The organism is Streptococcus sp. LYSM12, assembly GCF_004569635.1.
Taxonomy (GTDB): Bacteria; Bacillota; Bacilli; order Lactobacillales; family Streptococcaceae; genus Streptococcus.
Genome location: NZ_SPOZ01000039.1, coordinates 1 through 13086, shown reverse-complemented (window position 1 = coordinate 13086; position 13086 = coordinate 1). Strand labels below are relative to the sequence as shown.

General features: G+C 41.1%; 7 protein-coding genes and 1 riboswitch. Of the genes, 5 read left to right on the top strand and 2 right to left on the bottom strand.

Annotation, left to right across the window (positions count from 1 at the left end; translation table 11 throughout):
- Nucleotides 1-409: 409 nt before the first annotated feature.
- The gene (locus E4T79_RS10165; protein ID WP_135029963.1) at nucleotides 410-1195 is read right to left on the bottom strand and encodes a Sua5/YciO/YrdC/YwlC family protein; all 786 of its coding nucleotides are present in this window, start codon (nucleotides 1193-1195) and stop codon (nucleotides 410-412) included.
- A gap of 1173 nt (nucleotides 1196-2368) precedes the next feature.
- Nucleotides 2369-2465: riboswitch (glycine riboswitch) on the top strand.
- A 162-nt stretch (nucleotides 2466-2627) separates the two neighbouring features.
- On the opposite strand from E4T79_RS10165, the gene E4T79_RS10160 reads away from it, so the two are divergent.
- The 3 genes from E4T79_RS10160 (at nucleotide 2628) to E4T79_RS10150 (ending at nucleotide 6050) form a co-directional block, all read left to right on the top strand.
- A complete protein-coding gene (locus E4T79_RS10160) occupies nucleotides 2628-3959 on the top strand; it encodes a sodium:alanine symporter family protein (RefSeq protein ID WP_135029961.1) in 1332 nt (443 codons plus the stop codon).
- Between the two features lie 691 nt (nucleotides 3960-4650).
- The gene (locus tag E4T79_RS10155; RefSeq protein WP_135029967.1) at nucleotides 4651-5433 is read left to right on the top strand and encodes a mechanosensitive ion channel family protein; all 783 of its coding nucleotides are present in this window, start codon (nucleotides 4651-4653) and stop codon (nucleotides 5431-5433) included.
- A gap of 14 nt (nucleotides 5434-5447) precedes the next feature.
- Nucleotides 5448-6050, top strand: coding sequence for a hypothetical protein (locus tag E4T79_RS10150; RefSeq protein ID WP_135029959.1), 603 nt, complete (start codon nucleotides 5448-5450; stop codon nucleotides 6048-6050).
- Nucleotides 6051-7036: 986 nt separating this feature from the next.
- Here E4T79_RS10150 and gdhA read toward each other — a convergent pair.
- Complete coding sequence (gene gdhA / locus E4T79_RS10145; protein ID WP_135029957.1) at nucleotides 7037-8383, bottom strand: NADP-specific glutamate dehydrogenase; 1347 nt, start codon at nucleotides 8381-8383, stop codon at nucleotides 7037-7039.
- Nucleotides 8384-8933: 550 nt separating this feature from the next.
- Between gdhA and E4T79_RS10140 the strand changes: the two genes are divergently transcribed.
- Both E4T79_RS10140 and E4T79_RS10135 read left to right on the top strand, forming a co-directional pair.
- On the top strand, nucleotides 8934-9869 hold the full coding sequence (locus tag E4T79_RS10140; protein ID WP_135029955.1) for a dihydroorotate oxidase: 936 nt from the start codon (nucleotides 8934-8936) through the stop codon (nucleotides 9867-9869).
- A gap of 821 nt (nucleotides 9870-10690) precedes the next feature.
- Nucleotides 10691-11965: a CapA family protein gene (locus E4T79_RS10135; protein WP_135029965.1), complete on the top strand. Its 1275-nt coding sequence runs from the start codon at nucleotides 10691-10693 to the stop codon at nucleotides 11963-11965.
- Nucleotides 11966-13086: the final 1121 nt, after the last annotated feature.

Below are 13086 nucleotides of genomic sequence, written 5' to 3'. Positions count from 1 at the left end.
CGTCGCTTTCATATCGCTTCATCCAGTGTCTGATAGTATAATCAGACACTTGGTAGGTTTTCGTTAATTGACTGAGGGACTGCTTATGGCTCAGATACAACTGAAGGATTTCACATTTTTCTTCTACTGATTTTGGACTTCTTTTAGACATACGAAAACTCCCCTTATAGTGTCTAGTGAATTTTTGTTTTTTCACTGTCTACTATAAGGGGAGTATATCACCGGTCTCAGACTTTTTTCTTTTGTCAGAAGCTCTATTTCGAGTAAGCTATGATTTGGGAGAGGTTGTTATTTGCGTTTCTTTTTTGATAGAATTGAGTTTGGGGGCTAAATGTTTGAAATGGACTATAACAAGCAGCCCAGCTTCTTTTCCAGAGCTGGGCAATCATTTTTGTTTGAATAAAATGGACTAGTAATACTTTCCTTGGCGGTAGTCCCATGAGTTGAAGTGGTCTGAGAGATGCATCATGATTTTGTCAATATCAAGACCCTTGCGGATTACGACTGGACAGGGTGCAATGGAGCGACTGTCCTTGCCTTGCTCCGGGATGAGCTTGCCCTCATTGTCAACCATAGAAACCATAACACCTTGCTCATAACGGGTTTCGATGGTTTTATCAGATTGGATAGAGGCGACATAGTCATCTGCTTCAATAACAAGGTCTACTGTTGCTTCGATACGCTCCCCAATTCCGTCTACCTTGCCACGATTTCCTTTTCCAGAGGGGTTGGCAGAAGAAGCATAGACCATACGGTCTTCTTTTTCCCACATTTCTTTGGCAATTTGTTCGCCAGCAAGACCAAACTTGATGACAAAGCAAGAGGTGCCACGAATGTCAGTCATCAATTCTTCACGTCCATCTCCATAGGCTTTGAGTTTGGCATAGGCTTCTTTGCGCCAAGGGAGGATACAGCCGAGTAAAATATCTTCATCCCAATGTTTTTGGTAGAAAGCGTCAATTTCAGGAGTCATTTGAGCCAATTCACGGAGTTCTTCCATGCTACCGCAAAGCACGACACCGGGTTTATTACGCTTACGCTTTTTGGCATCGAATTTTCGTTCCAAACCAGCTTTATCCGCGGTCATGATAATGTAGCCGACCTTGGTAGGGCAGACAATCACACCTCCATCTCCTTTGATGATATCAAGCCCCTCTTGAGACAGTTGCCCGTCCCAATGGATATGTTTCGTCATACGCTTCATCTCCTTGGTTAAATTTTCAGATAATTCAATTATATCAGAATTTTCATAAAAATCAAGTCTATTTTGGATAGGAAGCTATGGTTATACGTGGGGCCTAGGTAGACTTTTGTCCATGTATAGGTTGTTAGGAGTTTACAGGTAGGTGACTGATAAGGTGTAGTAGAATCAATAGGCAATCCCAAAATCTCCTTGCTCTTAGGGAGGTTCATAACCGAGCCTACCTATCTGTTCGACTGATAGGCGGTAAGATAAGTGGCTCATTATCACTGCATTTCATTTGTCGTTAGCTTCGCTATCCTCAACGGGGTGTCGATGAATTTTCGTTTGCCCATTTATTTTAAGAATGGACAGAAGCTGTTATTTCTGGATTTAGGTCAAACGATTCTACTGGACTAGTTTACTTTGACTTGGCAAGTCAGACAATTACTGCATCAAGCCGTTAGAACTAGCTACTGTAATGTAGTCAGCTATCTGTCCTACAATCGCTCTATCGCTTTATATTCTGTTGAACTGAGCATGGTCTACAAGGGTACTTTGTATTGGTTAAACAGGACATCAATCTCCTAGGTATTGGCTGAAGCTGTTAGGAGCTTGTTCCCTATAGGGGGTCCCGTGGGATAGGCTTTCTTGTATTCCTAACCGCTTGGTAGGAGGGGAGATGCTTTATGCCTAGTATAGTCCTTTCGTTTCTATTTTTTATTCCTTCGTTCACTCGTCTTGCTGTACCATTGAGAAAAGTTACACTTTTCTTATCTATCACTTGAAATAGTTATCAACTATTTCAACTACCTGCGACTCGTTGCCTAGTACTAAAAATAAACGAAACGGCTATACTAAAAGCAAACCAAAATACTAGGGCACACGGAGGTGGAAGAAGTAATGGAATAGGGGTAGATAGAATAAAAGGAATCGAGAAACCCATAAGAATGATTTCTTTTTGCTGAAATTTTTTTAAAAATGTTCTTGCCTTTTTTCATTTTTTCGATATACTAGTAAGTAAATCATTTCAGCTTTGGCTGATAGAGTCATTCGATTGTGATTTCCTATTCTAAGATACAAGCGCTTATAGCCCTCGTTCCATTAGGAAGTAAAAATGGAAAGACTAGAATATAAAACAAAAACCGGTTGACATCTCATAGGAGGACCTCGGTCCAACTGTGGGAAAGACGGAACTCTGGAGAGACCGTAATGGCGCCGAAGGGGCAAGGTGAAGCACAAGGCATTCACTCAAACTCTCAGGCAAAAGGACAGAGCATAGGATATTGGAAATGTATTTCCCCTAGGCTAATGGGTAGAATGATTGTTTGAGTTGTATCGCTCAGCATCTCTATTCTCATGATGGTTAAAACGGAGTTTGACAGTCACGGTCAGGCTCTTTTGTTTTGATTGAAATAGTAATATGGAATATATGGAGGAGATAGGAATGTTAGAAATCTTGCAACAAGCCAACAGTCTCGTTTGGGGACCGCCTTTGCTGATGCTTTTAGTTGGGACAGGAATTTATTTTTCAGCCCGGCTGGGGCTTTTCCAAGTTAGAAAACTACCACGGGCATTTCGTCTAATCTTGTCAAATGATGCGAGTGGGCAAGGGGATGTTTCTAGCTTTGCAGCTCTTTGTACAGCTTTAGCCGCAACAGTTGGTACGGGAAATATTGTCGGTGTTGCGACTGCTATTAAGACAGGTGGTCCGGGTGCCCTTTTTTGGATGTGGGTTGCAGCCTTTTTTGGCATGGCAACCAAGTATGCTGAGGGCTTTTTGGCTATTAAATACCGCACCAGGGATGCCAATGGTCAAGTGGCAGGAGGTCCCATGCACTATATCACGCTCGGTATGGGAGAAAAATGGAAACCTTTAGCAATTTTCTTTGCTATTTCAGGAGTTTTGGTAGCTTTTCTTGGGATTGGAACTTTTGCGCAAGTCAATTCGATTACCTCTTCTCTAGAAAATAGCTTTGCCTTTTCACCGCAGATTGTCAGTGTCATTCTGGCGGGAATTGTCGCAATCATTATCTTTGGTGGGATTGAATCTATTTCCAATGTTTCAACCAAGGTGGTCCCTTTTATGGCGCTTCTTTACATTACGGCAACTCTAGCGCTTTTGGTTATGCATGCTGACCAACTCTTGCCGACCCTTGCCTTGGTAGTCAAAAGTGCCTTTAACCCGAGCGCAGCTCTCGGGGGATTTGCAGGAGCAAGCGTTCGTGCAGCGATTCAAAACGGAATTGCACGGGGGGTCTTTTCAAACGAATCTGGACTTGGTTCGGCGCCGATTGCGGCAGCTGCTGCGAAATCTAATCAGCCTGTTGAGCAGGGCTTGATTTCCATGATTGGAACCTTTATTGATACGATTATCATCTGTAGTTTGACAGGCTTGTCCATTTTGGTGACTGGTCAATGGACAGTAGGCGGATTGCAAGGTGCGCCTTTAACTCAGGCAGCTTTTGCGACCGTGTTTGGAAATCCTGGTGCTCTTGCCTTGACCTTTAGTCTGGTTCTTTTTGCCTTTACGACTATTCTGGGCTGGAGTTATTACGGGGAGCGATGTTTTGAATTTCTCTTTGGAACACGGTTTATTTTGCTGTATCGCTTGATTTTCATTCTTATGGTTGCTCTAGGAGGATTTCTTCAGTTGGATGTCATCTGGATTATGGCAGATATTGTCAATGGACTCATGGCACTACCGAATTTACTTGCTTTATTGGCCTTATCGCCGATTATTATTTACGAAACCCGGCGGTATTTTAAGGAGATATAGTCGTTCGAAATAAAAGCACTATGGATAGGGTTTCCGCGTTTTGTGGTCGGTTCCATAGAACTCAGAAACAGTATTATTATAGGATAGCCGCATAGACAAGCTCCCCTGAACAAGCCTCTATATTGGATTGGTAGGAATTGTACCTAACCTTAATTGGAATACCACGTTGATAAATGTAGGAGTGAATAGGATGTTGTAGTAGAAGCCCCTGTATCGCATTCTTATTTCGAGAACTATCCCTGGAGGATTATCGATTAGAGGAAGTACCCGCATATCGTGATTTTTTGAAGCTAAAGCGTTAGGGAGATTCAAGAATAGGGTTTCTTGTCATCAATCGGAGTGGGACCTATTTTGGCAGAGGGAGATAAATGTAATCGCGACAGACGCAGGCGCCTATTACGAGGCAATGAGCTGCAGGCTGTACTAGAGTACGGTAAAGCGAGTTTACGATAAACTACATGACTATACAAGACGTATATAGAAAAAACAGAGCCGGTTTCCCTATTTTCTAGAGAAAAGAAACACTGAAATCTAGAAAGTGTATGTCTTACTCTAAACACTTTCGGATGTTTGCCCTGTAGGAGCAATCAAGATAATGTCATTCGCATGCTAGTTTGTGGTATAATGGGAGAAGAAGGAGAGTCAGGTGCATTTTTTAACCAAATACCTAGCCCAATTTAATGTAGAAGCGATGCTTATGGAGTTAGTGAGCAAGGTAGTATCGCTTGTTCTGTTAGTCATTGTTTTTTATATTTTCAAAAAAATCGCGACCCTTTTTGTTAGGAAAGTGATGCTATCTTCTCTTCGGGTACCTACCCCAGACAGTGGACGACAAAAGACGATTGCGCGCCTTCTAGAAAGTAGCCTGAACTATGTCTTGTATTTTCTCTTGCTGTATTCGATTTTGACGATTCTGGGACTTCCAGTTTCCAGTCTTTTAGCAGGAGCTGGGATTGCTGGAGTTGCGATCGGGATGGGCGCACAGGGCTTCTTATCTGATTTGGTCAATGGCTTTTTCATTCTCCTAGAACGTCAGTTTGATGTGGGAGAGGTGGTTAGGTTGACCAATGGCTCAATTAAGATACAAGGTGCCGTTACTAGCGTGGGGATTCGTACAACCCAAGTGCGTGATGCAGATGGAACGCTTCATTTTATCCCTAACCGTAATATTCTCGTTGTCAGCAATCAATCGCGGGGAGATATGCGGGTACAGATTGATTTGCCACTTAGTTTAGCAACTGATTTGCTCAAGGTTGAACAGGTGATAGAAGCAATCAATCAGAAAGAGGTGAGCGGCTTGTCTGCCATTAAAGATGTAAAAATGGTTGGTCCACAGACGCTTGAAAATGGACAATTTGTCTTTCGGATACAATTTTTTGTGACAAATGGTCAGCAAAGCAGTATCTATCAACGGTTTTACACTCTTTATCAAGAAGCCTTGTTTGCAGCAGGGATTGATTTAACCAATCAGTAGAAAAAGGAGAACCTATGTTTCCAAAAGAATTTATCATTGAAGACGGTCATGTCTATTATCGGAAAAAACCGCTCTACAAACAGCCCCTGTTTTGGACAACGATAGCAGGAGCGGCTGTAGCCTTTATCTTAGATGTACTCTTTTTAACCTTTTTGGGAATAGCGAGTTCTCCCTATTCTTATAGCGATACCTATGAAACGTATGAAAATACAGAATCAGGTCTGTTGTTAGAAAAAGAAGTAGGTCAAGAGGTAAAATTACAAAATGGCTTGGAGCTAATCGTGCAATCGATGGAGATGGATACCAGGATAGACTTGGATGATTCTTACTATGACCAAGCGTTGGTCGTGAAAGTTCAGGTAGAAAATCCAACAACGAAAGCCCTATATTTTGATGAGCGGAGCAGTTTCTTATTTGGGTCACAAGATAGTGATAGCGATGAAGTTGAATCTGTCTATACTCTTGACAATCGGACCTATGATGTTCCCTTGAAAAAGAAAATCGATCCAGAGGAAAAAGGTGAATACACTTTCATTTATGGAGTGGATAAAGCCTCCAACTACCGTTTGATGTATGAGGGCAATGTGTGGAATTTTCAGCGGGAAGAAAGTTTATAACTACCAAAGCGAGGATAAGAACTAGTGAGATTTTAAAATCTTTATTGGGTTCTACTCCCGCTTTTTCCTTTTATAGGCTTTTTGTATTGGGATAGAGTTCTCGTTTTGATATAGTCATTTAATTTATATTTTTATTACTTCGTTCACTCGTCTTGTTATACTCCAGTACTACCTGCGACTCCTTGCCTAGTACTAAAAATAAACGAAACGGCTATAATAGATTGTCAGTGACTGTTGTGCAGTCCTTTTTCTATGGTTTCTTGAAATAAGAATGCGATACAAGGGTTTCTACGACAATATCGTCCCTACTTTTTTTGCAACATCTCCAAGGTCGAACCAAGGATAAATACGATTCCAGCAATAGCCCAAAACGTATCTGTGAAAGCTTACCTCTTCGTTCACCATACGCGAATCCTTTTTGGCTAAAATCTTACCGGTGGTGATGTTATTCTAAGTTATAGTGTTTCTGCCTCAAAAAAGTCACCTATAGTGGAGTGTGATTTTCTGTTACATACTCAACGACATGATTTCTAAAGTCAATGCCCTACACTGTATCAATAGTATTTCAGCTTTTTTGAAGTGGAAATAGTGTATAGTCCTTTCGTTTATCTTTTATTACTTCGTTCACTCGCTTTGCCGTACTCTAGTACAGCTTGCAGCTCGTTGCCTAGTACTAAAAGTAAACTAAAAGACTATATAGTCCTTTCGTTTATCTTTTATTACTTCGTTAACTCGTCTTGCTGTACACCAGTACTACCTGCGACTCGTTGCCTAGTACTAAAAGTAAACTAAAAGACTATAACAACGATTGTGCGGGTTTTCCAAAAGTCCTGTTGGTATAGAAAAAGACCAATCCGCTACATATATGTAGGAATTGGTCAAGGAGTCTTATAGTCATTTTATTACTTTGTTAACTGGCTTTACCGTACTCTAGTACAGCCTGCAGCTCGTTGCCTAGTACTAAAAGACTATAGCAGAATGGTAAATTATACCAAGCCTTGTGCAATCATAGCATCTGCGATTTGTTCAAAGGCAGCGATATTAGCACCAGCAAGGTAATCTTTACCAAGGTTGTATTTCTCAGCTGTTTCTTTAGCAGTGTTGAAGATATTAGCCATAATGTCTTTCAAGCGATTGTCCACTTCTTCAGCTGTCCATGAGAGACGAAGGCTGTTTTGGCTCATTTCAAGCGCAGATACAGCAACGCCTCCAGCATTCGCAGCTTTTGCTAGTCCGTAAAGAACCCCATTTTCTTGGTAGGTGTGAATAGCATCTAAGTTAGACGGCATATTTGCTCCTTCAGCTACACAGAAAACCCCGTTTTTCACGAGACGAGTAGCGGCTTCACCATCAATCTCGTTCTGGGTCGCACATGGAAGGGCGATGTCTGCTTTTCCGTCATAAGACCAAACAGATCCTTCATAGTAAGTAGCTGTTGCTTTTTCAGCAGCATATTCTGTCAGACGAGCGCGACGCTTGTTTTTGATTTCGCAAAGGAGATCAAAGTCAATACCAGTCTCATCGATGATATAACCATTTGAATCAGAAACAGAAATGACGTTGGCACCGAGTTCCGTTGCTTTTTGAACAGCGAATTGTGCCACGTTTCCAGAACCAGAAATAAGAACAGTTTGGTCCTTGAATGATTTGCCATTTGCTTGAAGCATATTGTCGGTGAAGTAGACAAGACCGTAACCAGTTGCTTCTGGACGAATTAAGCTACCACCAAAGCCAAGAGGCTTGCCAGTTAAGACCCCAGCATCGAATTGGCGGAGACGTTTGTATTGACCGTACATGTAGCCAATTTCGCGACCACCGACACCGATATCACCAGCTGGGACATCAAGAGATGGTCCGATGTGTTTTTGAAGTTCTGTCATAAAACTTTGACAGAAACGCATGATTTCCGCATCAGTCTTGCCTTTCGGGTCAAAGTCTGACCCGCCTTTACCACCACCAATTGGCAGGCCCGTCAAGACGTTTTTGAAGATTTGCTCAAAACCAAGGAATTTTAAGATGGATTGATTAACAGTCGGGTGGAAACGAAGCCCTCCTTTGTAAGGGCCTACCGCTGAGTTAAATTGAACGCGGTAGCCACGGTTCACTTGAGGCTTCCCATCTTTATCTGTCCATGGCACACGGAAGCTAATGATGCGCTCAGGTTCAACAATGCGAGCCAAGATGTTTTCAGTGATGTATTCTGGATGTGCTTCGATAACAGGCTCAAGCGTGTTGAACAATTCTTCAACAGCTTGTAAAAACTCTGTTTCATGAGGGTTTCGTGCTTTTACAGCTTCAAATGATTGCTGGATATATTCTTTGGCAGTTGTCATAAGATTATCTCACCTTTTCTAATTAGAATGATACTCGTAAAAACCATCTTCTTTCTTGCCATCGCTTTCAAATGTGGAAGTTAAATCAGAGAGTAGCTTTTAGAGAGTAGCGATCTGAATATTAAAAATTCAGACAATTTAATGTTTATGAGTGTTATTATAGCACCAAGTGATGCAAATGTAAAGTAAAATATTAAAAATTCATACCCGTAAAATACTAATTTCTTCTATGTTTCATTAAGATGTGAGGGGCTAAGAAAATGTAAAGAAAAATAGATAACCGAACAGAAGTTGCTTGCCACTTCGTTGTAAGGTTCGTCACCAATGAAATGCAGAAAGGAAGCAGTTAGCTACTGCGCAGATTGAAGTTCAACAGTCGGTATATTCTAAAAAGTAGAGAGGTTATATTGGGTTTCTCTATAGGATTGATTAATAAATAAAGATTTGAAAGAATCATTTCATGCCTTTGGCGTGTAAAGGAGGCGGTATAGGCTACTTTTTAGCAAGATTTTATGATAGAATAGATAAAATAAGGATTTTGGAGGACAGTATGCCATCAACCAAGACACAAATTGCAGGTAGTAGCTTTGAAAACTGCCTAATGAATGCAGCAGGAGTAGCCTGCATGACCATTGCAGAGTTAGAGGAAGTTAAAAACTCACAGGCTGGAACGTTTGTGACCAAGACTGCAACCTTAGAAGAGCGGGTCGGAAATCCAGAGCCACGCTATCGGAACTTACCACTTGGGTCAATCAATTCCATGGGCTTGCCAAATCAGGGCTTGGATTACTATTTGAACTATCTCTTGGATTTGCAGAAAAAAGAGCCAACTCGGACTTTCTTTTTATCTTTGGTTGGCATGTCTCAGGAGGAAACACATGCGATTCTGAAAAAGGTTGAAGAGAGTGATTTCAAGGGCTTGACGGAATTGAATTTGTCCTGTCCCAATGTACCAGGAAAGCCTCAGATTGCCTATGATTTTGAGACGACAGAAATTATTTTAAAAGAGGTATTCAGTTACTTTACTAAGCCTTTGGGCATTAAGTTACCACCGTATTTTGACATGGTACATTTTGATCAAGCAGCAGCGATTTTCAATCAATTTCCACTTGCGTTTGTCAACTGTGTCAATTCGATTGGAAATGGACTGTACATTGAGGATGAATCGGTGGTTATCCGTCCTAAAAATGGCTTTGGGGGAATTGGTGGCGAGTATATCAAGCCGACAGCTCTGGCGAATGTGCATGCTTTCTATCAGCGTTTGAAACCAGAAATCCACATCATTGGAACCGGTGGCGTCTCGACGGGGCGTGACGCTTTTGAACATATTCTCTGCGGTGCTAGCATGGTGCAGGTGGGCACTGCTCTACATAAGGAAGGTGTGATGGCATTTGAGCGTATTACAGCAGAATTACAAGCTATTATGAAAGAAAAGGGCTATGATAGTCTAGATGATTTCCGTGGGAAATTGCAGTATCTGGGTTAGCATTTGCTTTCGCAGTTGACAGAGTTTGTAAAATCAGTTAGAAAGATGTACATATAAACAAATGTATCAAACAGTTTGATGTGACGAGAGCTAGTCTTCATGCTTCTGAATGCTAGCTCTTTTTGTGACGCTCAAGCGGCCCATTTGACGATAGTGGTTGATACGGGCAAGACACACTCTATACAATCAACATCTGACTTGTTTTCACAATGAAGAATTGTGAAAGGTTAGAGAGCTAGTTTCCTCTAAACCAAAGGGAGAATTGATTTTTATAGTCATTTCGTTTATCTTTTACTACTTCGTTACCTCGCTTTGCCGTACTCTAGTACAGCCTGCAGCTCCTTGCCTAGTACTAAAAGTAAACTAAAAGACTATACCTTGAGTTTTTTAAAAGGGGGGCTTGATGTAAGCGACACAGCCTACGAGCTATGTAAAAAAGAAACACAGATGTTCTAGCTTTAGCTCGTTACAACTGTGGCTACCTTTAGGTATAGGTTTCCTAGAGTCTACAGACTCTGCGTTAGCCTCCTATTTTTCGTTTGCTCGCTTCAACAGTCCAAAAAGACTGTTGAAGGTGGGAGATAAAACGAGTGAAACTCGTGTCAAAGCCCTTGTATCTTGATGTAACTGAACTAGGGCTAAAATCTCGGAAAAAAGATAAATATTAGGAGCTTCTTCGTCGTATTTTCTATTTTCCTTACATTTTCTTAACGTCCTCACATCTTGCAGGTGAAAATCAAAGAATTTCACCTGTTTTTCATAGCTATTACCTAGCTTTTTCAGTAAGAATAGCGTATACTGGAGGAAAGGAGGATGGTATGATGAGGAGAAGACGAGATCGCATCGGCAAACGCAGACGTCAGCAACGTAAGAAATGGATTGGCGATGTTTTTTTACTGCTGTTAGTAGTGGTTGGATTAGCAGGAGTTGTCGCTGGTGGAAGAGTACTCTGGACTCGCTTTTTATCTATTGTATCTGCAAGCCCCTCTTCTAGCGTGAAATCAGCAGTAGCAGAAGAACCCCCTGTTTCGCAGGAACAAGTAGTTCAGACAGCAAGAATCATGGCGCATGGGGACTTGCTCTACCATGATGTCATCTACTGGAGTGCACAGCAGCCGGATGGTCAATATGATTTTACTGAAAATTTCACCTATGTCAAGCCTTGGATTGAACAGGCGGATTTTGCTATAGCAGACTTTGAGGGAACGATTTCAGCGGACTATCCTTTGAGTGGCTACCCCTTGTTTAATACGCCTGCTTCGGTTGTCAATGCCATTCAGCAGACGGGATATGATTTGGTTGACTTAGCCCACAATCACATTCTTGATTCGCACCTGCCAGGCTTGATATCCACCGTTGACGCTTTTAGACAGGTCGGTGTGGATACAGTGGGAGTTTACCGTGATGGGAATCGTGCAACAGCGCCTATTTATGTGAAAGAAGTCAATGGGATTAAGATAGCAGTCCTTGCCTATGCTTATGGCTTTAATGATATGGAGGAAAATCTCTCCCAAGAAGAATATGATAACTACATGTCTGACTTAAATCTCGAGCGGATGAAATCAGAAATAGAGCGAGCAGAAATAGAAGCAGACGTGACGGTTGTTATGCCGCAAATGGGGGTTGAATACCAGCTAGAGCCAACTGAAGAACAAGTGACGCTTTACCGTCAAATGGTGGAATGGGGAGCAGATATTATCTTTGGAGGACATCCTCATGTGGTAGAACCGACAGAAATCATTGAAAAAGATGGAGAACGTAAGCTTATTGTCTACTCGATGGGGAATTTTCTATCCAATCAGCGCATGGAAACCATGGAGGGTGTTCCTAATGCCCAATGGACCGAGCGTGGGGTCTTAATGGATGTGATGATTGAAAAGAAAGACGGGAAAGCACGTATTCAGACTGCGAAAGTACATCCCACTTGGGTTAGCCGAGTGCCTAAAGAAGAGGGAGATTTGTTTACCTATCAAACCTTTGTCCTTGAGGATTTCATTGAAGGAGGGAGGCACCGTCATATATTGGATGAAGCAACCAAGGCAAGGGTAGACCTAGCCTATCAAGAAATGAAGGACTTTATGAGATTGAACTGGTAATCTAAGAAATAGAGGGATATAAAATGACACTAGCAGCAGTTGCAACAGAAATCGGAATAAGGAAATTGATACAATAGAATACAAAGAAAGCCTTGGAATAAGTAGTTTCCAAGGCTTTTTAGCTGTCCTCAGCAGTAGATGGGTTAAAGGGAAGGATAAGTTCTTATTGAAACACCCTTGATTTGTAAATCGTTAAATTGTATGTTACCAAAGACAAGACCATACAGAGTGCGTGGCTCTGTTCCTAAAAGCCTAGAAGCCTTTGAAGGAAAGGGATAGGAATTTTAGTGGAGGTGTAGAAATAATGTCTGATATAAAAAATTTACAATTATTAGAGGGCTTGCTTCTGGTTTATATATACCGATTTGGATCTTATATAGGATTCATCAGTGCCATCTACGAAACCGTAAAGTTTATGACAGAGGTGCCTTTCGGGATACTAGGTGATAAATATGGAATAAAATTTTCAATGATTAGCTCTGTATGTTTAGCTGCGATAACTTGGGGTCTGTTATTCCTAAAAATATCGTTCTAGTAGCTTGTGCGGTATCTTTATGGGCTTTATCGGAATCATTTTTTCGGGTAGTTTTGAATCATGGATTTCTAAAGAGACTTCACAAGTAGCCTTTTCCGATGAGATATACAGGGTCGGTAGGATTTCTGTTTTAAGTATGTTGCTTGGCAGTTTGTTAGGAGGTTTTATTTACTACTGTTACAGTCGTTATGCTTTTTTGATTGTCCTTATTTTATTAGTACCTTTATTCAAACTATCCTTAAAAATCCCTGACTATAAAGTCATTAGTGAATATAAATTTAGTTTACGACTTGGTTTTCGTTCGATTTTATCTTCTAGGAAGATTCGATTCATCATCATCTCAGGTTTTTTCATAGCCTTAACCTACGATACTATCTCTAATTTTTATCCAGCTTATTTTAAAAACATAGGCTTGGATAGTCGATATACTTCTATCTCTTTTACAGTAGCTGCTATTTTTGAACCGCACCCCAAAAGTTAGACAGAAAAAATCTAACTTTTGGGGTGTTATTTTTATGAAATTGAGTTATGAAGATAAAGTCAACATTTATGAGCTACGGCAGAATGGTGAAACAATTAAGTCTTT